The sequence below is a fragment of the Actinomycetospora flava genome (assembly GCF_037400335.1).
GTDB lineage: Bacteria > Actinomycetota > Actinomycetes > Mycobacteriales > Pseudonocardiaceae > Actinomycetospora > Actinomycetospora flava.
Map to the genome: position 1 here is coordinate 59,446 of NZ_JBBEGM010000010.1, position 23,397 is coordinate 82,842.

General features: G+C 75.0%; 23 protein-coding genes. 13 read left to right on the top strand and 10 right to left on the bottom strand.

What is annotated here, in order from left to right; all coding sequences use genetic code 11:
• The first annotated feature begins 97 nt into the window (after positions 1-97).
• From WCD58_RS22245 to WCD58_RS22270, 6 genes are read left to right on the top strand one after another with little or no spacing between them, the layout of a single operon-like run.
• Entirely contained in the window at positions 98-964 is an 867-nt protein-coding gene (locus WCD58_RS22245; RefSeq protein WP_337705265.1) for an FAD binding domain-containing protein, read from the top strand.
• On the top strand, positions 961-3,375 hold the full coding sequence (locus tag WCD58_RS22250; protein ID WP_337705266.1) for a xanthine dehydrogenase family protein molybdopterin-binding subunit: 2,415 nt from the start codon (positions 961-963) through the stop codon (positions 3,373-3,375). The genes WCD58_RS22245 and WCD58_RS22250 overlap by 4 nt, the downstream gene beginning before the upstream one ends.
• Complete coding sequence (locus WCD58_RS22255; RefSeq protein WP_337705267.1) at positions 3,372-3,863, top strand: (2Fe-2S)-binding protein; 492 nt, start codon at positions 3,372-3,374, stop codon at positions 3,861-3,863. The genes WCD58_RS22250 and WCD58_RS22255 overlap by 4 nt, the downstream gene beginning before the upstream one ends.
• On the top strand, positions 3,860-4,543 hold the full coding sequence (locus tag WCD58_RS22260) for an SRPBCC family protein (RefSeq protein WP_337705268.1): 684 nt from the start codon (positions 3,860-3,862) through the stop codon (positions 4,541-4,543). Before WCD58_RS22255 ends, WCD58_RS22260 begins: the two co-directional genes overlap by 4 nt.
• The gene (locus WCD58_RS22265; RefSeq protein WP_337705269.1) at positions 4,533-5,213 is read left to right on the top strand and encodes an isochorismatase family protein; all 681 of its coding nucleotides are present in this window, start codon (positions 4,533-4,535) and stop codon (positions 5,211-5,213) included. The genes WCD58_RS22260 and WCD58_RS22265 overlap by 11 nt, the downstream gene beginning before the upstream one ends.
• Complete coding sequence (locus WCD58_RS22270) at positions 5,210-6,058, top strand: alpha/beta fold hydrolase (protein ID WP_337705270.1); 849 nt, start codon at positions 5,210-5,212, stop codon at positions 6,056-6,058. Before WCD58_RS22265 ends, WCD58_RS22270 begins: the two co-directional genes overlap by 4 nt.
• A 65-nt stretch (positions 6,059-6,123) precedes the next feature.
• On the opposite strand, the gene WCD58_RS22275 is transcribed toward WCD58_RS22270, so the two are convergent.
• Together WCD58_RS22275 and WCD58_RS22280 are read right to left on the bottom strand one after the other, a co-directional pair.
• Positions 6,124-6,906 carry a maleate cis-trans isomerase family protein gene (locus WCD58_RS22275; RefSeq protein WP_337705271.1) on the bottom strand — a complete coding sequence of 261 codons (783 nt, stop codon included), beginning with the start codon at positions 6,904-6,906 and terminating at the stop codon, positions 6,124-6,126.
• The gene (locus WCD58_RS22280; protein ID WP_337705272.1) at positions 6,903-7,934 is read right to left on the bottom strand and encodes a 2,5-dihydroxypyridine 5,6-dioxygenase NicX family protein; all 1,032 of its coding nucleotides are present in this window, start codon (positions 7,932-7,934) and stop codon (positions 6,903-6,905) included. The genes WCD58_RS22275 and WCD58_RS22280 overlap by 4 nt, the downstream gene beginning before the upstream one ends.
• Before the next feature lie 144 nt (positions 7,935-8,078).
• On the opposite strand from WCD58_RS22280, the gene WCD58_RS22285 reads away from it, so the two are divergent.
• On the top strand, positions 8,079-9,128 hold the full coding sequence (locus WCD58_RS22285; RefSeq protein ID WP_337705273.1) for an NYN domain-containing protein: 1,050 nt from the start codon (positions 8,079-8,081) through the stop codon (positions 9,126-9,128).
• Positions 9,129-9,132: 4 nt separating this feature from the next.
• Here WCD58_RS22285 and WCD58_RS22290 read toward each other — a convergent pair whose 3' ends face one another.
• On the bottom strand, positions 9,133-9,852 hold the full coding sequence (locus tag WCD58_RS22290) for a mycothiol-dependent nitroreductase Rv2466c family protein (RefSeq protein WP_337705274.1): 720 nt from the start codon (positions 9,850-9,852) through the stop codon (positions 9,133-9,135).
• A gap of 40 nt (positions 9,853-9,892) precedes the next feature.
• On the bottom strand, positions 9,893-10,516 hold the full coding sequence (locus WCD58_RS22295) for a maleylpyruvate isomerase family mycothiol-dependent enzyme (RefSeq protein ID WP_337705275.1): 624 nt from the start codon (positions 10,514-10,516) through the stop codon (positions 9,893-9,895).
• Positions 10,517-10,600: 84 nt separating this feature from the next.
• Between WCD58_RS22295 and WCD58_RS22300 the strand changes: the two genes are divergently transcribed.
• Complete coding sequence (locus WCD58_RS22300) at positions 10,601-11,020, top strand: SRPBCC family protein (protein WP_337705276.1); 420 nt, start codon at positions 10,601-10,603, stop codon at positions 11,018-11,020.
• Here the strand turns inward: WCD58_RS22300 and WCD58_RS22305 are convergent.
• The 3 genes from WCD58_RS22305 to WCD58_RS22315 form a co-directional block, all read right to left on the bottom strand.
• The gene (locus WCD58_RS22305; RefSeq protein ID WP_337705277.1) at positions 11,009-11,788 is read right to left on the bottom strand and encodes an SDR family oxidoreductase; all 780 of its coding nucleotides are present in this window, start codon (positions 11,786-11,788) and stop codon (positions 11,009-11,011) included. The two genes, WCD58_RS22300 and WCD58_RS22305, sit on opposite strands and share 12 nt — an antisense overlap.
• Before the next feature lie 3 nt (positions 11,789-11,791).
• Complete coding sequence (locus WCD58_RS22310) at positions 11,792-12,934, bottom strand: acetyl-CoA C-acetyltransferase (protein WP_337705488.1); 1,143 nt, start codon at positions 12,932-12,934, stop codon at positions 11,792-11,794.
• Between the two features lie 98 nt (positions 12,935-13,032).
• The gene (locus WCD58_RS22315; RefSeq protein ID WP_337705278.1) at positions 13,033-13,875 is read right to left on the bottom strand and encodes an oxygenase MpaB family protein; all 843 of its coding nucleotides are present in this window, start codon (positions 13,873-13,875) and stop codon (positions 13,033-13,035) included.
• 132 nt (positions 13,876-14,007) lie between these two features.
• Between WCD58_RS22315 and WCD58_RS22320 the strand changes: the two genes are divergently transcribed.
• On the top strand, positions 14,008-17,172 hold the full coding sequence (locus WCD58_RS22320; RefSeq protein WP_337705279.1) for an ATP-binding protein: 3,165 nt from the start codon (positions 14,008-14,010) through the stop codon (positions 17,170-17,172).
• Here the strand turns inward: WCD58_RS22320 and WCD58_RS22325 are convergent.
• The 3 genes from WCD58_RS22325 to WCD58_RS22335 are packed head-to-tail and all read right to left on the bottom strand — an operon-like array spanning position 17,104 to position 19,428.
• Entirely contained in the window at positions 17,104-17,619 is a 516-nt protein-coding gene (locus WCD58_RS22325) for an MSMEG_0567/Sll0786 family nitrogen starvation N-acetyltransferase (RefSeq protein ID WP_337705280.1), read from the bottom strand. The genes WCD58_RS22320 and WCD58_RS22325 overlap by 69 nt on opposite strands.
• Positions 17,616-18,767 carry an MSMEG_0568 family radical SAM protein gene (locus WCD58_RS22330; RefSeq protein WP_337705281.1) on the bottom strand — a complete coding sequence of 384 codons (1,152 nt, stop codon included), beginning with the start codon at positions 18,765-18,767 and terminating at the stop codon, positions 17,616-17,618. Before WCD58_RS22330 ends, WCD58_RS22325 begins: the two co-directional genes overlap by 4 nt.
• A gap of 37 nt (positions 18,768-18,804) precedes the next feature.
• Complete coding sequence (locus tag WCD58_RS22335) at positions 18,805-19,428, bottom strand: hypothetical protein (protein ID WP_337705282.1); 624 nt, start codon at positions 19,426-19,428, stop codon at positions 18,805-18,807.
• Positions 19,429-19,485: 57 nt separating this feature from the next.
• Here WCD58_RS22335 and WCD58_RS22340 point away from each other — a divergent pair, with 57 nt between their 5' ends.
• From WCD58_RS22340 to WCD58_RS22355, 4 genes are read left to right on the top strand one after another with little or no spacing between them, the layout of a single operon-like run.
• A complete protein-coding gene (locus WCD58_RS22340; protein WP_337705283.1) occupies positions 19,486-20,448 on the top strand; it encodes a carbamate kinase in 963 nt (320 codons plus the stop codon).
• Positions 20,445-22,004 (top strand): AllF/FdrA family protein, encoded by a 1,560-nt coding sequence (locus WCD58_RS22345; RefSeq protein WP_337705284.1) that lies wholly within the window; start codon positions 20,445-20,447, stop codon positions 22,002-22,004. The genes WCD58_RS22340 and WCD58_RS22345 overlap by 4 nt, the downstream gene beginning before the upstream one ends.
• Positions 22,001-23,206, top strand: coding sequence for an MSMEG_0565 family glycosyltransferase (locus WCD58_RS22350; RefSeq protein ID WP_337705285.1), 1,206 nt, complete (start codon positions 22,001-22,003; stop codon positions 23,204-23,206). The genes WCD58_RS22345 and WCD58_RS22350 overlap by 4 nt, the downstream gene beginning before the upstream one ends.
• Before the next feature lie 11 nt (positions 23,207-23,217).
• Positions 23,218-23,379, top strand: coding sequence for a hypothetical protein (locus WCD58_RS22355; RefSeq protein WP_337705286.1), 162 nt, complete (start codon positions 23,218-23,220; stop codon positions 23,377-23,379).
• Positions 23,380-23,397 lie beyond the last annotated feature (18 nt).

Genomic DNA, 23,397 nt, shown 5'->3' on the forward strand with positions numbered 1-23,397 from the left:
GGGCGCGCCGCGATCCGAGCGAAGGGCACCTTCGATCGGATAGACGGGCGAGGGGCGCCCTTCGCCAGAACGCTCCACGGAAAGGAGGCGCGGGGCCATGAAGCCCGCCGCGTTCACCTACCACCGCGCGCACGACGTCGCCGACGCCGTCGCGCTGCTCACCGATCTCGCCGCGGCGGGCGAGGACCCCAAGGTCATCGCGGGCGGGCAGAGCCTCATGCCGATGATGAACTTCCGTCTCGCCCGCCCCTCCGCGCTCGTCGACCTGGGCCCGCTGCGCCGGATGCCGTCGATGACGGCGATCACCGAGCAGGACGGCACCCTGACCCTCGGCGCCCTGGTCACCCACCACGCGGTGGAGACGGCCGACCTCTCCCCCGCGTGGGCCGTGCTCTCGAGCGCCATGCGCTGGGTCGGGCACCTGCCGATCCGCAGCCGCGGCACCGTCGCCGGCAGCCTGGTGCACGGTGACGCGACCGCCGAGTGGTGCCTGCTCGCGCTGCTGCTCGACGCCGTCGTCGTCGCCGAGGGCCCATCCGGGCGCCGTGAGATCCCCGCCGGCGAGCTGTTCCACGGCTTCTACGCCACCGCCGTCGACCCGGACGAGGTCGTCGTCGAGGTCCGCTTCACCCGGCCCGCGCCCCACGCCGCGCTGTGCGAGTTCGCGCGCCGCCACGGCGACTTCGCGATCGTCGACGCCGCCGTCGCGCTCGACCTCGACGGGGGCGCCGTCACCGGCGGGCGGGTCGTCCTCGGCGGCGTCGCGCCCGCGCCGGTGCGGGTGCCCGAGGCGGAGGCGGTGCTCGCCGGCGGCGACCAGGCCGGCGACGCGCTCTGGGCCGCCGTCGCCGACGCGGCCGACGCGGCCGTCGATCCCCCGGACGACGCGACCACCACCGCTGCGTACCGGCGTCGCCTCACGCGCACGCTGGTCACGGACGCCTGCCGGGAGGCGGCACGATGACGGCCACGGACCTGCCCACCGGGACCACGGCGTCCGAGCCGAGGTTCGAGAGCCGCCGCGGCCGCTGGGTCGGCGCCTCGATCCCCCGCCACGAGGACCCGCGCCTGCTCACCGGGCGCGGGCGCTTCGTCGACGACATCGCCCTGCCCGGGATGCTGCACGCCGGCTTCGTGCGCGCGACCGTCGCGCACGCGCACGTCACCGGCATCGACCTGACCGCGACCCGCGCCGTCGAGGGCGTCGTCGCCGCCTACGACGCCCGGGACCTCGCGCTCGGCGACATCGTCGCCCTGCTCGACCGCCCCGCCGAGGAGTTCACGCCGACGGCGATGCCGATCCTCGCCAAGGACAGGATCCGGTTCGTCGGGGAGCCGCTGGCGATCGTCGTCGCGCGCGACCCGTACGCGGTCGAGGACGGCATCGAGGCCGCGGTCGTCTCCTACGACGTCCTCGACGCCGTCGTCGACGAGCAGACCGCGCTGCGCGGCTCCGCGCTGGTCCACGACGAGGCGCCGGGCAACGTGCTGCTCGACGTGTCGATGTTCGACACCCCGGGGGTCGACGAGGCCTTCGAGGACGCAGACGTGGCCATCGAGGTCACGACCCACAGCGGCCGGCAGAACGCACTGCCGCTGGAGACGCGCGGGGTCGTCGCGTCGTGGGACGCGCGCGACGACCAGCTGCTGGTGCAGACGTGCACGCAGGTCCCCCACCAGGTCCGCACGCTCGTCGCGCGGTGCCTCGACGTCCCCGAGCGCACGGTGCGCGTCACCGTCCCGGACATGGGCGGCGGCTTCGGCCAGAAGTGCGTGGTCGGGCGCGAGGAGGTCGCCGTCGCGGCCGTCGTGCAGCGGCTGCACCGTCCCGTGAAGTGGATCGAGGACCGGCGCGAGGCCCTGACCGCGGGGTTCCTGGCGCGCGAGCAGACCTACCGGACGCGCGCGGCGTTCGACGCCGACGGGCACATCACCGCGCTCGACGTCGACGTCGTCTGCGACATGGGCGCCTACTCCTGCTACCCCTTCACCGCGGGCATCGAGCCGCTGATGGCGTCCGCGGAGATGCCCAGCGTCTACAAGGTCCCGGCCTATCGCGTGCGCGGGCGGGCCCTGACCAGCAACAAGGCGCCCACCGCCCCGTACCGCGGGGTGAGCCGCCCGCAGTACGTGATGGCGATCGAGCGGGTCATGGAGCGCGCGGCGCGCGAGCTGGGCCTGGACCCGGTCGAGGTGCGCCGGCGCAACGTCATCACCGAGTTCCCGTACACCGGCGTCAACGCCGTGACCTACGACCCGGGCACCTACCGCGAGTCGCTCGACCTCGCCGAGGCGACGATCCGCGAGGAGGGGTGGTTCGCCGAGCGGGACCGGGCCGATCGAGAGGGCGACCGTCACCTGGGCATCGGCTTCTGCTGCTTCTCGGAGCGCACCGGCTACGGCTCCGAGGCGTTCGCCAAGCGCAAGATGACCGTGGTCCCCGGCTTCGACCTCTCCGAGATCCGGATGGACACCACCGGCGCGGTCGTCGTCACGAGCGGGACGATGAACCACGGCCAGTCGCACGAGACGACGTTCGCGCAGATCGTCGCCGACCGGCTCGGCATCGACGTCGACCGCGTCAAGCTGCGCCAGGGCGACACGGAGCGCATCGCCTACGGGTGGGGCACGTTCGCGTCGCGGTCGGTGACGATCGGCGGCTCGGCGGTCGCGCTGGCCTCGGAGCGGCTCGGCGAGCTGCTGTGCCGGATCGCCGCGCACCTGCTCGAGACACGCCCGGAGAACGTCGCGCTCGACGGCGACGGCGGGGTGGTGCAGCTCGACGACCCGTCGCGGCGGCTGACCTACGAGGAGATCGCCGACGTCGCCTACCTGCGCAGTCACCTGCTGCCCAAGGACGTCGAGCCGACCCTGACCGCCACCGCGAGCTTCGACGTCCCCGGCGACGGGACGTTCTCGAACGCCACGCACGCCGTGGTCGTCGAGGCCGACGCGGGCACCGGGGCGATCCGGATCCTGCGCTACGTCTGCGTCGAGGACTGCGGCGTGGTGATCCACCCGCAGGTCGTCGACGGGCAGTGCCGCGGCGGGATCGCGCAGGGCATCGCGGGCGCGCTGTTCGAGGAGGTCACCTACGACGCGCACGGCGAGCCGTCGGCGGCGTCGTTCATCGACTACCTCGTGCCGACCGCGACCGAGATCCCCGACGTGTCGATCTCGCACCTCGAGACGCCGTGCGCGTTCACCGAGAACGGCGCGAAGGGCGCCGGCGAGGGCGGCACGATCGGCGCGCCCGCGGCGGTGCTCAACGCCGTTAACGACGCGCTGCGCCACACCGGTGTCGAGCTCGACACGACGCCGATCCACCCCCGCACGGTGCTCGAGGCCCTGGAGAACACGGAGGGCGGGCTGTGAACGATCCGCATCTGCTGTCGCTGACGGTGAACGGCGCCGAGGAGGAGGTCGTCGTCGAGCCGCGCCGCACGCTCGCCGACGTCCTGCGCCACGACCTGCGCCTCACCGGCACCCACGTCGGCTGCGAGCACGGGGTGTGCGGCGCGTGCACCGTGCTGCTCGACGGCGCCCCGGTGCGCGCGTGCCTGGTGTTCGCCGTGCAGGCCGAGGGCGCCGACGTGCGCACGGTGGAGTCGCTGGACGCCGAGGGCCGGCTGTCGGACCTGCAGCAGGCGTTCTCCGACCACCACGGCCTGCAGTGCGGGTTCTGCACGCCCGGATTCCTGATGCTGGCCGAGGGCGTGCTCGCCGAGTCGCCCGACGCCGATCGCGAGGAGATCCGCGAGGCGCTCTCGGCGAACCTCTGCCGCTGCACCGGCTACCAGACCATCGTCGACGCGGTGCACGCGACGGCGTGTGCCCGGCGTTCCCAGGAGGTCCCGTCGTGATCCTCGACAACCACCTCGCCGTGCCGGCCGCGCCGGACGCGGTGTTCGCGCTGCTCAACGACGTCGAGCGGGTCGCCGGCTGCCTGCCAGGGGCGACGCTGGAGGGCCGCGACGGCGAGGCCTACCGGGGGCGCGTGAAGGTCAAGGTCGGCCCGATCAGCGCCGCCTACGCGGGCACCCTGCGCTTCACCGAGGTCGTCCCCGACCAGCGCACGCTGCGGCTGTCCGCCCGGGCGTCGGATGCGCACGGGGCGGGCGACGCCGAGGCCGACGTCGTGCTCTCGGTGGGCGAAGCCGACGGCGGCTCGACCCTCGACCTGCACACGGACCTGCTCATCCGCGGCAAGATCGCGCAGTTCGGGAAGGGCGCGATCACGACGGTCTCGAGCCGCCTGCTCGACCAGTTCGCCCGCAACCTCGCCGGCGAACTGTCCGGCGGCGCGCTGGGGACCGGCACCGGGAGTGCCAGCGTGGGGGCCACGCTGACGTCAGATGTCAGGAAATCCGCCGGCTCGACGGAGCCCGAGTCCCTCGATGGGCTCGCCATGCTGCTGCCTCCGAACGCCGGCCGCTGGGCCGCGCTCGCGGGTGCCGCGGTGTTCGGCGTCGTCCAGGGCTACCTGCTCGGACGCCTGAAGGGCCAGAAGATGCTGATCGAGGAGCTGCGACGTGACCGCTGATTCGAGCCAGGGGAGCCTGCACGGCGCCGCCACCGACGCCGTCTACGACCGCGCCGGCTTCGGGGCCGCCGTCCCCCGCGGGCCCCGTCCCGCGCTGGTCGTCGTCGACCTCACCCGGGGCTTCACCGAGCCCGGCTTCGACCTCGGCGCCGACCTGACCGCCGAGGTCGCCGCGACCGCGCAGCTCATCGAGGTCGCGCACCGCCGCGACGTGCCCGTGATCGCCACGGTCGTCTCGTTCACCCCCGCCGAGGCCGACGGGGACGCGATCGCCTGGCTGCGCAAGGCGCCGGGCGTCCGCGCGCTGCGCGAGGGCAGCGACGCCGTCGTCCTCGACCCCCGCCTGGGCCTGGCGCCCGACGACCACGTGATCGTCAAGAAGGGGGCCTCGGCGTTCCACGGGTCGTCGCTGGCCGCGCTGCTCACCGGCCTGCACGTCGACACCGCCGTCGTCTGCGGCGCCACGACGTCCGGCTGCGTGCGCGCCACGGCCGTCGACGCGGTGCAGTCGGGGTTCGACACGCTCGTCGTCGCCGAGGCCTGCGGCGACCGCGCGCGGGGCCCCCACGATGCCGCCCTGTTCGACCTGCAGGCCAAGTACGCCGACGTCGTCACCCTCGACGACGCCGTCTCCTACCTCGACGACCCCTTCCGGAAGGCCGATCGGTGACCGAATCCCCAGCACAGCGCGTCCTGACCCAGCCCGCGCTGGCCGACCTCGCCGAGACCGCGGCGGTGAGCCGCTGGGTGCGCTCCGGCGACGTGCGCCTGCACGTCCTCGACCACGGCCCCGTCGACGGGGTGCCGCTGCTGATCGTCCCGGGCATCACGAGCCCGGCGATCGCCATGGACTTCGTCGCCCGCGAGCTCACCGACCTCGTGCGGCCGCTGGTCCTCGACGTCCGGGGACGCGGGTTCTCCGACAGCGGCGACGCCTACGACCTCGACACCTACGCCGCCGACGTCGCCGCGGTGATCGACCAGCTGGGCCTCGAGCGCCCGATCGTGCTCGGGCACTCCATGGGCGCGCGGATCACCGCCGTCGCCGCCACCCGCCTCGACCTGCGCGGCACGGTGCTCGTCGACCCCCCGATGAGCGGGCCCGGGCGCGGCCCCTACCCGACGACGCTCGAGGCGTTCCTCGGCCAGCTCGACCAGGCCCGGCGGGGCACCGACGCCGACGAGGTCGCGCAGTCGTGGCCCCGCTGGCCCCGCCGCGAGCAGGAGCTGCGCGCGCACTGGATGAGCTCGATCTCGCGCGACGCGATCGTCGCGACCCACGCGGGCTTCGAGTCCGAGGACTTCTTCGCCACCTGGCCCTCGGTGCCCGCCCCGACCGTGCTCATCCACGGCGGCGACAGCCCCGTCGTCACCGCGGCCGGCGCGGAGGAGGCGGCGAAGGCCAACCCGGAGGCGACCGTCGTCGAGGTCCCGGGCACCGGGCACATGGTGTTCTGGGACGACCCCGAGGCCGCGCTCACCGCGACCCGCGAGGCCTTGCGCTCCCTGATCTGAGCGAAGGGCACCTTCGCTCGACCAGATCGAGCGAAGGCGCCCTTCGGTCAGCACGACGGCGACGGTCAGGCCGCGCGCGCGACGTCCCCGGGGTCGGCGACGGTGCCCGAGAGCAGCGCGCCGGCGTGCGGCACGCGGGTCTCGAGGCCCAGCGAGGACAGAATGCGGAACGTCGTCGCCGTCGCCGCGGAGAGCACCGGGATGCCGACCTCGTCCTGCACGGCCTCGATCGACGGCAGCGACGGCATCTGCACGCACGCCGAGAGCACGAGGGCGTCGGCGCCGGAGAGGTCGAGCTTCCTGTGGTGCTCCCGCAGGTCGGCGGGGTCGAGGCGGGCGACGGCGAGGTTGTCGGGGACCTCGAGCGACAGGGAGTCGACGACCTCGATGCCGGCGTCGGTGATGTAGTCGACGACGGCCTGGGTCAGCGGCTTCATGTACGGCGTCACGATGGCCACCCGGCGAGCGCCGAGCGCCGCGATCCCCGACAGCAGCGCCCCCGCGCTCGACACCACCGGCGCCGAGGAGCCCTCGGCCCGCAGCGCGCCGGTGATGTCGTCCTCGGCGGTGCAGTGGAAGCCGGGGCCCTGGGCCATGATCGCCACGAGGCACGCCGTCGCGACGACGTCGGGGCGGGCGTCGGCGAGCTCGATCGCCGCGCGGGTGGCCTGGGCGTTCATGGCCTGGAGCTGCTCGGGCGTCACGTGCTGCATGCGCGCCCGGGCCGCGTGGAAGACGAAACGGTCGTCCGGGAGCACCTGCTCCCGCGCGGTCAGCATGCGCGGGAGCTCGGTCTCCATCGTGAGGTTGGAGCTCGGGACGATCATCCCGATGTGGTGGTCGGTCACCTCGTCGACACCGGCTTCATCTCGGGGACGGTGAGGGCCCCATTGTCGACGATGAGCTCGTCGTCGAGGTAGAGCGAGTTGCCGCGCATGGGAATGTCGAAGTGGCACGGGGTGTCGTTCGGGCCGCCGAGCTCGTTGTTCGGGCCGATCGAGAACATGACGTTGCCGTAGAAGCTGCGCAGCTCCATGCCCATGCCGCCCGGGAACTGGGTCAGGCCGTGCCAGTGGGCGCGCTCGTCGAGACCCCAGCCGACGTGGCTCATGCCGTAGCCGCGGGGGTCGTCGAAGCTCTTGATGTACGACGACAGCAGCTCCGCGTCGAGACCGCCGCGGATGTCCCGGATGAACCCCTGCTCGATCGTCAGCGTGACCGGGGTCTGCACGTAGGTGTTGAACGGCAGCAGCACATCGCCCGGCGAGAGCACGATCTGCCCGTCGACGCCGTCGTCGGCGCCGCCGGTGAACACGAACGCGGCCGGCCAGTGGTCCCAGCGCCCGGGGGTGTCGGTGTAGCCGTACTCCGAGAGGGTCGGGTAGACGCCGAGCCGGTAGGTGACGTCGGTGCCCGCGGGGCTCGTGATGCGCATCGACTGGGCCTTGGCCAGCAGGTCGGCGCCGTACTCGACGCGCTCGCGCAACTCGGTGGTCGGCATCAGGCGGGCGAGCAGCTCGGGCGGCTCGACGGCGGTGAGGATGCGCGTGCCGGCGTCCTGGATCGCGAACTGCTCGGGCGAGAACAGCAGGAAGGTGCAGTCGACGAGCATGTCGACCGACTTCAGCGCCTCCACGGCGAGCGGGATGTTCCCCAGGCCCGAGTCGCCGACCGCCCAGGCCCCCGACGCGCTGGCCGGCGGCGGGAGACGCAGGTGGAAGGTCGCCGCACCGAGCTGCTGCGCGGCCCACAGGAACGCGTCGGCGTACTCCCCGCGGTCCGCGCCCCGGGTCAGGACGGCGACGGTCTCGCCCTCGTGCACCCCGGAGAGCGTGAGCTGCTGCAAGCAGATGTCGTTGAACAGGTTCTGGTCCATCGGTCGACCACCTCCGACCTAAATCCGAGCACGTACTATCCGAGCACGCAAGGTCTGCAACGCAATCGTCATCGCTGATGGGCCGCACGGCGTAGGAGACGAAGCCTGCGGAGCTCGACCATCGATACGGCTTACAGTGCCCGCGTGGCTCCCGAGGACGAACGCATCGCCCTGTTCCTCGACTACGAGAACCTCGCGATCGGAGCACGGGACGGCCTCGGCGTCACCCCGTTCGACTTCGGGCCGGTCGCCGACGCGCTGGCCGAGCGGGGCCGGGTGGTGACGCGGCGGGCGTACGGCGACTGGTCGGCGTTCGACGAGGACCGCCGTCTGCTCGCCCGCGCGCAGGTCGAGCTGATCGAGATTCCGCAGCGCATCGGCGGATCCCGCAAGAACGCGGCCGACATCAAGATGGCCGTCGACGCCATCGAGCTCGCCTACGAGCGCGGGTTCGTCACGACGTTCGCGATCGGGACCGGCGACTCCGACTTCACACCGCTGATGCACAAGCTGCGCGAGATGGACAAGCGCGTCATCGGCATCGGCGTGCAGTCCTCGACCTCGAAGCTCCTGCCCGCGGCCTGCGACGAGTTCCTCTTCTACGACCGCCTGCCCGGCGTCGAGGGCCGGGCGGTGGCGAGCCGGCCGTCGCGGCGTCGCACGCCGACCCCGGAGCCCGTGCCCGAGCCGGTGGAACCCGAGGAGACGCCCGACGAGCAGGCCGACCCCGACCTCGCCGCCGTCGTCACCAGCACCCTCGCCGGCCTCGCCCGCGCCACCGACGGCCCGGTGCGCGCGTCGACCCTCAAGCGCGCGATCCTGCGCAAGGACCCGACCTTCGACGAGGGCGACCACGGCTTCCGCGGCTTCGGCGAGCTGCTGCGCCACCTCGAGAACCGCGGCGTCCTCGCCCTCGCCCCGGGCACGGCGACCGGCGACCCCGAGGTCGCGTTCCCGGAAGGCGCGTCGGCCGAGGACGAGGCGTTCGCGCTGCTCGCGAGCACCGTGCGCGCCCTGGGATCGCCCCAGCTCTCAGGCCTGAAGGACCAGATCCGCAAGCGTGAGCCCGGGTTCTCGGAGAAGCGCTACGGGTTCTCGAACTTCCTGTCCTTCGCCCGCGCCGCCCGGGCCCGCGACCTCGTGACGATGGAGTGGGACGAGCGCCTCGGCGACTACCAGCTGCGCGCCGTGTGAGCCATCAGCGGTGCTGCCGGCGGCTCCCGCCGTGCCAGTCCTCGACGACGCCGACCTCGCCGGTCGACACGCCGAACGACGGGAGCTGCGGCTGCTCGCGCAGGCTGCGCTTGAGCTCCGCGAACCCCGGGAACCGCGCGAGTCCCACCGCGTGGTCCCACAGCTCGCCCGCCTGCTCCTCGGTGGGCATCCGGCTGATCACCGGGCCGAAGAAGGCGAGCCCGTGCGGCGGGTCGACCTGGATGATCGGCGTGCCGACGTCGCGGCCGGTCAGGGCGAGCGCCTCGTCGGTCTCGGCCTGCACGATCTCGTCCCACGCCGGGTCACCGGCCGCCTCGGCCAGCGAGGTGGGCAGGCCGGCGGTGGTCAGCACGTCGGCGAGGAAGGCGTCGCTCCCCTGGGTCTCGCGGGCGGCGGGGGTGTCGGGCACCGGCTCCCGCTCGAACACGTGCCGACCGAACGCCTCCTGCAGGCGGTCGAGCGCCTCGGTGCCGTGCTCCTTGCGCGTCCGGGCCGCGACGCGCAGGCCCCGCAGCCCGGCCAGGTGCCCCGCCTCGTACTCCGGCGGGAACTGCGCGTCGTAGTCCACGCCGGCGTTGAGCAGCCGCAGCGAGATGAACCGCCACTCGATCTCCAGGTCGCGCTGGGTGGCGACGAGCCGCAACCACTTGCTCGTCATCCAGCAGAACGGGCAGATCGGGTCGAACCAGAGGCGCACGTCCACGGCCGCGAGCCTAGATCGCCGCGACCGGGTCGCGCCGCGCTCAGGCGACGCGCCGGGCGAGCGTCTCGCGGCCGGGGCCCTCGAGCTCGTCGAGCGCGTCGGTGCGCCCCGCGGCGGCCATGAGCAGCGACTCCCCGGGACCGGTGACCTCGGGCCCCGTGCCGTGGTGCCAGTCGATGTCGGTCGCCTGCAGCCGCAGGCCACGGACGCGGGAGGACGCGTGGACCCGCGGGGAGACCATCGCGAGGTCGAGGACCGTCCGCAGCCGCTCAGGGTCGATCTCGCGCGGGAGTCCGAGGGGCCGGCGGATGTCCTGGTGGTGGATCGCGCCGTCGGTGAGTGCGATCCGGTAGCCCTGGCGGGCCGTCATGCCCTCCGGGGTCCGGTAGCGCTTGACGAGGTCGAGCAGCCACCAGGGGTCGAGGTCGCGGAGGGCGTCGACGGCGAGCTGGTTGGCGCGGTTGGGCGAGCCGCCGGCCAGCACGAGGGTCCGGACGTAGCCGGTCATGCCCTGCACGTCGAAGCCGATGACGTGGGCGACGACGTCGCGGACGCGCCACTTCGTGCAGAGCGAGGGGGCGTCCCACTGCTCGGGGGTGAGGGTGGTGAGGAGCGCGGCGAGGTCGGCACGCTCGGCCTGGGCCAGCGCCCGACTGTCCGTCATGCCGTCCGATCGTCCGCCGTCACCCAGGGTGATGGAACCGCCACGCTGGTGGAATCGGGTTTCACGGAGAGCTAACGTCGCCCCGTGCGCCACGACAGCACCGCCGACATCCCCGCCCCGGTCGAGGACGTCTGGGCCGTGCTGGTCGACGTCGAGCGCTGGCCGGAGTGGACGTCGACGATGCGCCGGGTCAAGATCCTCGACGGCGCCGGGATCGCGCCCGGCACGCGCGTGCGCATCGCCCAGCCCCGCCTGCCCGTCCTCGTGTGGACCGTGGACGAGGTGCGCCCCGGCGAGGCGTTCTCGTGGGTCAGCGGGCCGGCGGCCGGGCGCACGCGGGCCACCCACGAGCTGACCGTGCTGCCCGTCGGCGGCACCCGCATCGCGCTCGGGCTCGACCAGCGCGGGCTCTCGGCGGTCTTCGGCGTGCTGACCACCGGCCTCACGAGGAGCTACCTGCGCACCGAGGCCGACTCGCTGCGGCGGCGCTGCTCAGCCCAGTGAGTCCTGCAGCCGCCGCATCCCCGCGAGCCAGCGTTCGTAGTCCTCGCCCTTGCGCCGGAAGAACGTCAGCACCTCGGGGTGCGGGAGGATGAGGAACTCCTCGCGGCCGATCCCCTCGACGACGGCGGCGGCGACCGTCTCCGGGGTGAGCACCTCGCCGGCGGCGCGCACGGTGTTCGCCGCGAGCGAGCTCAGTCCGTCCTCGGAGCCCGCGGTCTCCAGCATCGGCGTCGCGACCCCCATCGGGCACAGGGTGCTGACGCGGACGCCCCGCGACCCGTAGGTCACCGACAGCCACTCGGCGAACGCGACCGCCGCGTGCTTGCTCACCGCGTACGGCGCCGACCCGATCTGCGTGAGCAGGCCCGCCGCCGACGCCGTCGCCACGAAGTAGCCCTCGCCGCGCTCCAGCCAGCCGGGCAGCAGCAGCCTGGCGGCCGTGATGTGCGCGCGGACGTTGACGTCGAGGACCGTGTCCCAGAGGTCGTCGGGCGTCTCCATCGGGTCGGTGCCGAGCGCGACGCCCGCGTTGGCGAGGTAGACGTCGACGGGCCCGAGCGCGCGCTCGACCTCGGCGAGCAGCGCCGCGGTGGCGTCCGCGTCGGTCACGTCGAGGGGCCGGACGAGGTCGGCGTCGACGCCGGTCAGCGCGCCCTCGCGGTCGGTGGCGGCCACCCGGGCGCCGGCGGCGCGCAGCGCCTCGACGAGCGCGCGCCCGATGCCGCCGCCGGCGCCGGTGACGACGGCGACGCGGTGCTGGAGATCCACCCGTCAGACCCGCTCGATGATCGTCGCGTTGGACTGGCCGCCGCCCTCGCACATGGTCTGCAGGCCGCGGGTGCCACCGGTGCGCGCCAGCTCGTGGACGAGCTTGGTGGCGAGGATCGCGCCGGTGGCGCCCAGCGGGTGGCCGGTGGCGATGGCGCCGCCGTTGACGTTGGTGCGCTCGAGCGGCGCGCCGGTCTCCTGCGCCCAGGCGAGCACGACGGGAGCGAAGGCCTCGTTGCACTCGAAGAGGTCGATGTCGTCGATCGTCAGCTTCGCGCGGCGCAGGACGTCGCGGGTCGCGGGGATCGGGCCGGTCAGCATGTAAACCGGGTCCTCCCCCACCACCGACAGCGTCGTCACCTTGGCGACCGGCGTCAGCCCGTGGGTGCGCAGGGCGTCCTCGGAGACGACGAGCAGCGCGGCCGCGCCCACCGAGACCTGGCTGGAGACCGCGGCGGTGAGCTCGTAGCCCTCGCGCAGCGGCGGGAGCGTCGCCATCTTCTCCACGTTGGCGTCGGGCCGGACGCCCTCGTCGCGGTCGAGGCCGTTCAACGGGGCGATCTGGCCGGTGAAGCGGCCCTCGTCGGTGGCCCGCGCCGCGCGGCGGTGGCTCTCGACGGCGAACTCCTCGAGCTGCGGGCGACGCAGCCCCCACTTCTCGGCGATGAGCTGGGCGCCCCGGAACTGGCTGATCTCCTGCTCGCCGTAGCGCTCGATCCAGCCCGGCCCCTCGCGGCGCGTGCCCATGCGCTCGAGCACGGCGGCGTTGGCGTCGATGGGGACGATCGCCATGTTCTCGACGCCGGCGGCGATGACCATGTCCTGCGTGCCCGAGAGCACGGCCTGCGCGGCGAAGTGCAGGGCCTGCTGCGAGGAGCCGCACGCGCGGTTGATCGTCACCCCGGGCACGTGCTCGGGGAAGCCTGCCGAGAGCCACGCCGTGCGCCCGATGACCCCCGCCTGCGGGCCGAGCTGGCTCACACAGCCCATGAGCACGTCCTCGACCGCGCCCGGGTCGATGCCCGTGCGCTCGACGAGCGCGGTGAGCGCGTGGGCGCCGAGATCGGCGGGGTGCACGTCGGCCAGCGCGCCCTTGCGCGTCCCGACCGGCGTGCGGACGGCGTCGACGATGTAGGCCTCGGTCACGGCCACACGTGCCTCCTCGCTCCGGTGATCGTGGGGGTTCCCCTGACGGTGAATGTCAGCATGGCCGCCGTGCTGACACCAGGGGCGACCACGTCACGTCAGGCGGTGGCGCGGGCCTCGCGGACCAGGCGGCGGGCGCGGGCGATGTCGGGCGGGGCGGGGAGGTCGGGCAGCAGCGTCGAGGCCGTGTACAGCGCCCGGAGGGCGAGGGTGACGCCGAGGTCGGTGGTGGGCAGGCCCGGCAGCCCGTACATCCGGCGCGCCCAGCGCGGCAGCGTGGAGAACGAGAGCGCGGCGATCGACGAGAGCGTCAGCGCGATGCCGGTCGGGGCGCTCGGCTGCGGGGTGAGCAGGCCGCCGACGCCGCGCCGAGCCTCGTCGGTGAGCTGCAGCTGCGGGCGGACGCGGTCGAAGTAGGCGGCGAGCTCGGCCCGTGACGCCGGCACGATCGCGGGGTCGATGCCCACGATCTCGGCCGCCCGCACGCTCTCGGCGACGTAGGCGTCGGCCTCGGCGTCGTCGACCACGCCGGCCCGCCGCGCCACCGACACGTAGGAGTCGATCTCCGCGTTGTGCACCCAGAGCAGGTTCTCGGGGTCGTCGAGGGCGATCTCGGTGCCATCGGCGTCCGTGCCGCGCAGCGTGGCGTGCAGACGCCGCACCCGGCTCGCCGCCGTCTCCACGTCGGCCCGGGACCCGAACGTGCGGGTGCCGACGAAGCCGACGGTGCGCTGGAACCGGGGCCACGCCTTCTTCGGGTCGAACAGCGCCGAGTTCTGGTACGTCGCCCGCATCACCCGCGGGTGCAGCGACTGCAGCAGCAGCGCCCGCATCCCCGCGACCCACAGCACCGGCTCCAGCTGGACCCGCCACGTCACCGACGCCGGCCCGAACAGACCGTCGTCGACACCCTCGACCTCACCGCCGCGCTCCGCCGCCACCCGACCGGGGTCTCCGCTCCGCGCGCCGTCAACCCGGGAGGCCGAGAGGTGTGGCCGACGACTGCCCCCGGGGCACCGGCTCGGCTCCGCGCGTGTGACCGCGACCACCCGCCTGGTCGTACGATGCCGTCGATGACAGCGGGCGGTCTGCGGATCCGGCTCGTGGGCCGGTTCGCCCTCGAGGGGCTGGACGGTCACGCCCCGGTGACCGTCCCGAACGGCCGCGCCCAACGCCTGCTCGCGGTGCTCGCCGCGCACCAGGGCCGCTACGTCGCCGTCGACACGATCGTCGCCGCGCTGTGGCCCGACGGCGCGGCCGAGCGCTCGGGACGCCCGGGGCGCAACCTCGCCGCGCTGGTGAGCCGCCTGCGCCGCGGGATCGGGAAGGGCCGCGTCGAGGGCGACCCGAGCGGCTACCGCCTGGTCCGCGACGCCGGCACCACGGTCGACGTCCACGAGGGGCTCGCGCTGGTCGAGGACGCCGAGCGCGACCTCGACCGCGGCCTCATGCTCCGCGCCCTGTCCGGCGCCCAGAGCGCGGAGGACCTGCTCGGGCGGGGCACCGCCCTGGTCGGCGAGCCCGACGCGCCGTGGGCCGAGGAGGTCCGCCGCCTCGTGGCCGCGACGCTCGCGCGGGCGCGCTCGTGCCACTGGACCGCGGCGCTCGCGCTCGGCGAGGACCGCACGGCGATCGACCTCGCCTCGCGCGCCCTGGCCGCCGACGCCCTCGACGAGCCCGCCGCCCGCGCCCTCATGCGCGCCCACATCCGCCAGGGTGCCGACGGCGCCGCGCTCGCGGCCTACGAGCAGCTGCGCCGGGCGCTCTCGGAGGAGCTGGGCGCCGACCCGTCCCCCGCCACCCAGGAGATCTACCGCTCGCTGCTGCTGCCGGACGACCGCTCGCCGGACACCCGGCCGGTCGCCGTGCAGGGCCGCGACCGCGAGCTCGCCGCGCTGCGCCGCGCGTGGTCGGTGGCGACGCGCGGCCACGGCGGTCTCGTGCTCGTCACCGGCGAGGCCGGCATCGGCAAGAGCGCCCTGGCCCGGGTGCTCGCCGGCGAGGCGCGGGACGCGGGCGCCACCGTGCTCGAGGTCCGCTGCCAGGAGGCCGAGCGCTCGCTGTACCTGCAGCCGCTGGCCGAGGCGGTGCGCGCGCTCGTGGGCCACCAGGGCACGGGCGCGCCGCTGCTGCACCAGGCCGAACGCGAGGCGCTCGCCGAGCTGGCCCCGGAGCTCGCCACCGAGCCGCGCGCGGCGACCGGCGAGCTGGGCCGGCTGGGGCACCGCCGCACCCTGCTCGCCCTGGCCGAGCTCGTCGGGCGCACCGCCGAGGTGCACCCGATCCTGCTGATCGTCGAGGACCTGCACCACGCGAGCCAGACCACCGTGGAGGCCCTGCACGTGCTCGCGACCCGTCTCGCGGCGCGGCGGGTGCTGGTGCTCGCGACCGAGCGGTCGGCCGAGGAGCGCAGCGGCACCGAGAGCCTGCTCGACGTGGCGACGCACCTGCGGATCCCGCCGCTGTCGCGCGCGACGGTGACCGCCCTGCTCGCCGCGTCCGGCGCCGGCTACGACCCCGACACGTTCTTCGCGTGGACCGGGGGCTCGCCGCTGCTGGTCGGCGAGCTGCTGCGCCACCCCGCCACCGGCGGGGGCACCGACCCGGTCGTCCCCGAGGACCTCTACGCGCTGCTGCGCCGCCGCCTCGACGACACCGCCGAGGACGTCGCCCTGCTGCTCGGGCAGGCCGCGGTGCTCGGGTCGTCGTTCGCGCTCGACGACGCCGCCGTGCTCGCCGGGGTCGGCCCCGAGGAGTGCGCGCGCCGCGCCGAGCGCGCCGTCCGGGCGGGCCTGCTCGTGCACGACGGCGAGCGCTACCGCTTCGCCAACGACATCGTCCGGACCGTCGCCTACACCCGCGCCGAGCTCCCGGTGCGCCTCAGCCGCCACCGACGTGCCGCCGAGCTGGTCGCCGACCGCCCCGAGGCCGCCGCCGTCCACCACTCCGCCGCCGGCGACCACGCCGCCGCGGCCCGCGCCTGGCTCGCCGCCGCGGACGCCGCGCACGTCGTGTTCGCCCACCGCGACGCCGAGCGGCTGCTGACCTCGGCGCTCGACAGCGCCGAGCGCACCGGCGACGCGGTCCTGCGCACGACGGTGCTGCTGCGCCGGGGGCAGGCCCGGTGCGACCTGGCGCGCTTCGATGACGCGCACACCGACCACGAGGCCGCGCTCGCCCTGGCCCGCGAGCTCGGTGACGAGGAGCTCGAGGCCCGCGCGCTGGAGGCCCTGGGCTGGACCGCGCTCTGGGCGCGCGACGCCTTCGCCGCCGTCGAGCTCGCCGAACAGGCCGGGCACCTCGCCGAGAGCGCCGCCGCCGCCCCGGGCGCGCGGCGCAGCTCGCTGCTGCTGCTCGGGCGGGTCCGGCACTGGGACGGCGACTACTCCGGCGCCACCCACGCCTACCAGCAGGTGCTCGCGGTCGGCGCCGAGGACGCGCTGGGCGCGGTGGCGATGGCCTACCGCGGCGCCCTGCTCCAGCACATGGACCGCTTCGCCGAGGCCCGCGCGGTGCTCGAGCGCGCGGTCGAGCTGTGCCGCCAGACCGGAGAGTTCCGCACCCTGCTGCAGAGCCTGTTCTTCTGCGGCCTGGCGCGCGGCGACGCCGGCGACTTCGCGGGCGCCCTGCGCGCGCTCGACCGGGCCCGGCGCCTCATCGACGACGCCGGCGTCGGCTACTACCGCGCCGGCATCGAGACGACGACGTCGTGGCTGTGGCAGGAGCTCGGCGACCTCGACCGCGCCCGGGAGCACGCCGAGACCGCCGTCGACCTCGCCCACCGCGGCGGCGGGGCCCTCGAGCTCGAGCAGGAGCTCCACGCCCTGCTGGCCCGGGCCGACTGCCTGCTGCTCGCCGGCAAGGACGACGACGCGGGCGCCACCGTGGAGGAGGCGGCGCCGCTGCTCGCGCGCTCGCTGCCCTTCCGGCCGCGGGCCGCGATGCGCCTGCTCGAGATGCAGGCGCGCTGGGAGCCCGGCCGCGCCGAGGAGCTGCTGGTGACCGCGCGCACCTACCGGTCGGCGAAGTACGAGGCGCTCGCCCTGACCCACCTCGGGCGCGACGAGGAGGCCGCGGCGGCCGCGCTGCGCACCCGCTCGGACCTCGTCGTCGCGCAGGTCGGCGCCCCGTCCACCCGGGGCCCGGCGCGCGACCGCATCGCCGCGGCGCTACCCGCCGAGCTGCGTCCCCGGTTCGTCGAGCACGGGCGCCTGGTCGTGCCCCGCCGGCTGCGCTAGCCGGATCGTCATGAACACGTGCGGGCGCCCCGCGTAGTCCTCGGCGCCCTGCGCGGTCCAGCCCAGACGCTCGAAGAACCGCTGGTTGGCGGGCTGGACGTGGGCGATCATGCGCCGACCGCCGCGGGCCGCCGCCGTCGCGACGGCGAAGCGGACCAGCGGGGCCCCGGCGCCGGCGGTGCGCGCGGCGCCGAGCACGGCGAGCCGGTCGCCCTGCCAGAGCCCGTCACCGAGCGGGAACAGCCGCACGGTGCCGACGACCTCCTCGCCGACGCGGGCGACGACGTGCAGCACGTCGTCGCGGGCGTCGTGGGAGTCGAGGTCGTCGTCGGCGAACACGCCCTGCTCGTCGACGAACACCGCGCGCCGGACCCGGTGGTGCGCGGCGCGCTCGTCCTCGCCGGTGGCGATCGCGCAGACCACGGGCCGCGCGACCGACCGCGTCACGACCCGGCTCCGGGCCGGCGCCCGATCTGCAGCAGCGGCTGGACCGCGTTGAGCGCCGAGCAGGCCTGGCAGCGCGCGCAGCCGGCGACGGCGTCGGCCGAGGACATCTGCCGCTCGGTCATGTAGGCGGCGACCTTCTGGTAGATGCGGTCGGTGTACGCCGCGTCGGGCGTCGTCGCGTCGGCGAGCAGGCTGCCCGCGACGGGGCGCAGCGGCACGACGAACGGGTAGACGCCGATGTCGACCGCGCGCCGGCAGCCCTCGATCGTGAGGTCGGGGTCCTCGCCGAGCCCGAGGATGACGTAGGTGGACACGCGGCCGCGGCCCCACAGCGCGACCGCGCGCTCCCAGGTCCGGTAGTAGGTGTCGAGGCCCGTGCGCGCCTTGCCGGGGGCGACGCGGGCGAGCACGGCGGGGTCGAAGGTCTCCACGTGGATGCCGACGGCGTCCGCCCCGCCCGTGCCGTGGACCTCGTCGAGGATCGCCAGGTCGCGCGGCGGCTCGAACTGGATCTCCACCGGGAGCCCGGCCGCGTCCTTGACCGCGCGCCCGCAGCGCGCCACGTAGCGGGCCCCGCGGTCGGGGGCCACCGAGCTGCCCGTGGTGAGCGTGGCGTCGACGGCGCCGTCGAGCTCCTTCGCGGCGATCGCGACCTCGGCGAGCTGCTCGGGGGTCTTGCGGGCCACCGTGCTGCCCGACTCCAGCGACACCCCGATCCCGCAGAAGGTGCACTGGTCGGCGGTGTTCCAGTAGTTGCACGCCTGCACGACGGTGCTGGCCAGGGAGTCGAGGTGCAGCAGCGCGATCTTCCAGTACGGCGTGCCGTCGGCGGTGCTGCGGTCGTAGAACCGGGGCCGGAGCGCACCGGTGACCGAGGCGAGCCGCACGCCGTCGCGGTAGAGCCCCTGCGCGCCGTTGTCCTCGGAGCGCAGGACGTACGGGGACGCGCTCGACGTCGGCACCGTGACCGGGAAGCCCTCGATCCACAGCATGCCGGCGTCGGTCGGGCCCGCCCCGCCGGTCCGCGTCTCGACGGGGGTCTCGAGGCGGACCCCGGCGCTCTGGACGGCCACGATCACCGAGGCGATCGCCGCGGGATCAGGGCCAGCCTCCGCCGTGACCGTCTCCTCGCCCATCAGGCCCGTCATGCGCCACCCGCCTCGCGTCCACTTTGAGCTACGGTCATCACCTATCGGAAAGCATCGCGTCGCCGCCGTCAAGGCGTGAGTCGATCTCCTCCCGGCGGCGGGCGCGCGCGTCGTGCCACGCCGCGGCGTCGGCGAACGACGCCTCCGACCCCTCGGTGAGCGGCTCGCCCGTCGCGGTGTCGAGGACGGCCTCGGCGAGCACGTAGGGCTCGTCGCCGGTGTACGGGTCGGCCGTCGCCACCAGGGCGAGCCCCGTCGCGAGGTGCATCTCGACGGTGCGGTGGGTCGCGCCCGCGGTGTCGTCGAGGACCACCCAGCCCTGCCCCGCCGCCCGCGCCGCGGCGATCGCCGCGACCCGCCGCTCGCGCGCGCGGGCGGCGACGAGCTCGTCGGCCCGCACCGCGAGGGCGGCGTCGAGCACGGCGCGCGTCCCGGCCCTCTCGAGCACGGACCCGGGGTCGGCGTCGAGCGCGAGCAGGGCGTCGACGGACGGGGTCGCGGCCCGCACGTCGTCGAGGATCCCGCCGATGCGCTCGGCCAGGCGGCGGTACTCCTCGCCGTCGACGACCGCGATCGACCAGACCCGGTCGCCCGCGGCCCGCCACCGTGCGCGCGCCCGGTCGAGAGCCGCCTCTTCCCCGGAGCGCACCGCAGCGTTCATGATGTCCACTATAGTAGACGGGCGCTGCTCATCATGGATCAGGAGTGACGGACACCCATGCCCAGAACCGCAGTGGTCGCCCTCGGCGGGAACGCCATCACCCGGGGCGGCCAGTCCGGGACGTACGCCGAGCAGTCCGAGAACGCCCACGCCATGGCCCGCGCGGTGTGCGCGCTGCGCGACGCCGGGTGGAACGTGGTGCTCGTCCACGGCAACGGGCCGCAGGTGGGCAACCTCGCGATCCAGCAGGACGAGGCGGCCGCGATCGTGCCGGCGCTGCCCCTGTTCTGCGTCAACTCGATGACCCAGGGCCAGCTCGGCAGCCTGCTCGGCCTCGCGCTGCTCGCCGAGGGCCGGGGGCGCCTGCCCGGCGTCGTCTCGGTGGTCACCCACGTGATGGTCGATCCCGCCGACCCGGCGTTCGCGCGCCCCACCAAGCCCGTCGGGCCCTACTTCTCCGAGGCGCAGGCGCGCGTGCTCGCGCAGACCCGCGGCTGGGACATGATCCCCGACGGCGAGCGGGGCCACCGCCGCGTCGTGCCGTCGCCGAAGCCGGTCGGGATCGTCGAGGTCGACGCCGTCCGCGCCCTCATCGAGCAGCACATGATCGTCGTGGCGGGCGGGGGCGGCGGCATCCCGGTGATCGCGGGCGACCACGGGCTCGAGGGCATCGACGCCGTCATCGACAAGGACTTCACCGCGCAGCGCCTCGCGGCCTCGGTGAACGCCGACGCCCTGGTGCTCGTCACCGACACCCCCAAGGTCTACGTCGACTTCGACACCCCGGACCGCCGGGCCATCGACCAGATGTCGGTCGACGAGGCGGCCAAGCACCTCGAGGACGGGCAGTTCCCCGACGGCAGCATGGGCCCGAAGGTGCGCGCCGCCGTGCGCTTCATCCGCGAGGGCGGGCGCACCGCCGTGATCACCACGGCCGACCGCGCCGGGCCCTCGCTCGACGCCGGCGACGCCTACGCCGACGACCTCATCGGCACGCGCATCGTGGGGAACGCGCGATGAGCACGAGCCTGCTCCTGTTCCGCGACACCTACCTCGACTCCGTCGTCCAGCTCTCGGGCACGCGCGCGATGCGCGAGGTCCCGGGCGTCGACTGGGCGGCCGTGGCGATGGCCACCGAGGCGAACCTCGAGACCCTGGAGAAGGAGGGCTTCGACCCCGCCGACTGGGCCGGCGCCGGGCCGGGCGACCTGTTCCTCGCGGTGCGGGCCGGGTCCGACGAGGTGCTCGAGACCGCACAGGACGCCGGGCGCGACGCCGCGTTCAGCCCGCGGCAGACCTCGGTGGCCGCCACGGAGCCCGACCCCCGCTCGCTCGCCGAGGCCGTCGCCCGGCAGGCGGGCAGCAACGTCGCGGTGATCTCGGTGCCCGGCGACTACGCGGCGCTCGAGACCCACCAGGCCCTGGGCGCGGGGCTCGACGTGCTCCTGTTCAGCGACAACGTGTCGCTCGCCGACGAGGTCGAGCTCAAGACCCGCGCCGCCGGGCTGGGCCGGCTGGTCATGGGGCCCGGCGCGGGCACCGCGATGCTCGGGCGCACCTGCCTCGGGTTCGCCAACGTCGTCGCCCCGCTCGCCGAGCGCGCCGGGGCGGTCGGGGTCGTCGCCGCGGCGGGCACCGGCGCCCAGGAAGTGGCCGCCCTGCTCGACCGCTTCGGCGTCGGCGTCACCCACGTCGTCGGCCTGGGCGGGCGCGACCTGAGCGCGGCGGTCGGCGGCCCCATGGGCCGGCTCGCGGTGCGCACGATGGCCGCCGACCCCGCGACCGACGCGATCCTGCTCGTCTCCAAGCCGCCGGACCCGGAGGTCGCCCGCGCAGTCGTCGCCGAGGCCGGCGACACCCCGCTCGTCGCCGCCCTCATCGGGATGGACGAGCCGCTCGACGGCGCCTCGGTCGTGCAGGCACCGACCCTCGAAGCCGGCGCGCTCGCCGTGCTCGGCGTCCTCGGGCGGACCGCACCCGACCCGGCGGCGGGACTGCGCGCGCAGGTCGACGCGGCGATCACCGGCCTCGACCCGGCGCGCACGCTGGTCCGCGGCCTCTACTCCGGCGGCACCCTCTGCTACGAGTCGCTGGTCGTGCTCTCCCGGGTGCTCGGGCCGGTGTGGTCGAACACCCCGCTCGACAAGGCCCTCGCCGTCCCCGCGCCGCCGTCGAGCCACGTGTGCCTCGACCTCGGCGAGGAGGAGTACACCCAGGGCCGCCCGCACCCGATGATCGACCCCGAGGCGCGCCTCGAGCACCTCCGCGAGCAGGGCGCCGACCCCGAGGTCGCGGCGATCGTGCTCGACGTCGTGCTCGGCTACGGCGCGCACCCCGACCCTGCGGGCGAGCTCGCCGGCGAGTGCGCCCGCATCGTCGCCGGCGGCGGGCGGGTCGTGGTCTACGTGCTCGGCACCGAGCGCGACCCCCAGGGCCTCGACGCCCAGCGCCGCGCCTTCTTCGACGCCGGGTGCGTGGTCACCGAGACCGCGGCCCGCGCCGCCCTCGCGGCCGCGGCGATCGCGCGCCGCGACCCGTCGATCGCCGAGCAGACCGCGTTCGGTCGGACGTCGTGAAGGAGCTCGGCCTCGTCACCCACTCCACCTCGCCGCGCGGCGGGATGGTGCACACCCTCGCGCTCGCCGAGGCGCTGCAGGCGGCGGGGCAGGCGGTGCACGTCGTCACCCAGGGCGATCCCGCCGCGGGCCTGTTCCGGCCGACGACGGTGCCGTTCACGGTGCTGCCCGCCCCGCCGGGCGGCGGGTCGCTCGCCGACAAGGTCTTCACCTCGATCGACCTGCTCTCCGGCGCGCTGGGCGACGTCGCGCACCGGTTCGACGTGCTGCACACCCAGGACTGCATCGCCGCACGCGCCGCGGCCCGCGTGCGCGACGCCGGGGCGGCCGTGGCGGTGGTGCGCACGGTGCACCACGTCGACGACTTCACCACCCCCGCGCTCGTCGCCTGCCAGCGCGCGGCGATCCGCGAGCCGGACCGGGTGCTGGTGGTCAGCGAGCAGTGGCGCCGGATCCTGCGCGACGAGTACGCGCGCGAGGCCGTCGTCGTGCCCAACGGCGTCGACCCCGACCGCTTCCCGCCGGTGGCCCCCGCGCGGCTCGCCGAGCTGCGCGCCGCGGTCGGCGCGGAGGACCGGTTCCTCTTCCTCAGCGTCGGCGGCGTCGAGCCGCGCAAGGGCACCCACGTCGCCGTCGAGGCGCTCGCCGAGCTCAAGGCCACGATGCCGCACCCGCCGATGCTCGTGATCGTCGGCGGACACTCGTTCCGCGACTACGCGGCCTACCGCACCGAGACCCTCGAACGCCTCCCCGACCTGGGCCTGGAGCTCGGCCGCGACGTCGTCCTGCTCGGCACGCTGTCCGAGGCCGACCTCGGCGCCTGGTACCGCGGCGCGGACGCGCTCTGCTTCCCCTCGCTGAAGGAGGGCTGGGGCCTGGCCGTGCTCGAGGCCATGGCCGCCGACCTGCCCGTCGTCGCCAGCGACCTGCCGGTGTTCCGCGAGTACCTGCTGCACCGGCACAACGCGCTCATGCCGCACGCCGGCGACGGCGCGGCGCTCGCGCGGGCGATGCAGGAGATGTACGCCGACCGCGCCCTGCGCCGCCGGCTGCGCACCGGCGGACGCGAGACCCTGGCCCGCTACACCTGGGCCGCGAGCGCCCGGCGGCACCTCGCCGTCTACGACGACGTGCGCGCGGGCGTCGGTCACCCGGCGGGCCAGGGCGGGCCCGACGGGGCGAGGCGGGCGACTCTTCGGTGAGGATGCTTCGAATGTCGAAGCGTTTCCGCCGGAGCGAGGACCTCCGTGGCCGGCGCACCGACCCGTCGGGGTTGTCGCCGTGCTGGGGCTCCCCGCTCCACGGCGCGCGCTTCGAACTCTCCATCAGCAACGCGTACGCGGCGAACGCCTCGATGGGCAGCGCGGCGACCTGATCGTCGATGGCCGGTTCG

What these genes read in the sequence shown, in the direction of transcription:
- WCD58_RS22330 (WP_337705281.1), bottom strand. Translation starts at nt 18,767, where the DNA reads ATGACGGGCCTGATGGGCGAGGAGACGGTCACGGCGGAGGCTGGCCCT.
- WCD58_RS22340 (WP_337705283.1), top strand. Translation starts at nt 19,486, where the DNA reads ATGCCCAGAACCGCAGTGGTCGCCCTCGGCGGGAACGCCATCACCCGG.
- WCD58_RS22355 (WP_337705286.1), top strand. Translation starts at nt 23,218, where the DNA reads ATGTCGAAGCGTTTCCGCCGGAGCGAGGACCTCCGTGGCCGGCGCACC.
- WCD58_RS22245 (WP_337705265.1), top strand. Translation starts at nt 98, where the DNA reads ATGAAGCCCGCCGCGTTCACCTACCACCGCGCGCACGACGTCGCCGAC.
- WCD58_RS22250 (WP_337705266.1), top strand. Translation starts at nt 961, where the DNA reads ATGACGGCCACGGACCTGCCCACCGGGACCACGGCGTCCGAGCCGAGG.
- WCD58_RS22335 (WP_337705282.1), bottom strand. Translation starts at nt 19,428, where the DNA reads ATGAACGCTGCGGTGCGCTCCGGGGAAGAGGCGGCTCTCGACCGGGCG.
- WCD58_RS22295 (WP_337705275.1), bottom strand. Translation starts at nt 10,516, where the DNA reads ATGACGGACAGTCGGGCGCTGGCCCAGGCCGAGCGTGCCGACCTCGCC.
- WCD58_RS22280 (WP_337705272.1), bottom strand. Translation starts at nt 7,934, where the DNA reads ATGGACCAGAACCTGTTCAACGACATCTGCTTGCAGCAGCTCACGCTC.
- WCD58_RS22320 (WP_337705279.1), top strand. Translation starts at nt 14,008, where the DNA reads ATGACAGCGGGCGGTCTGCGGATCCGGCTCGTGGGCCGGTTCGCCCTC.
- WCD58_RS22345 (WP_337705284.1), top strand. Translation starts at nt 20,445, where the DNA reads ATGAGCACGAGCCTGCTCCTGTTCCGCGACACCTACCTCGACTCCGTC.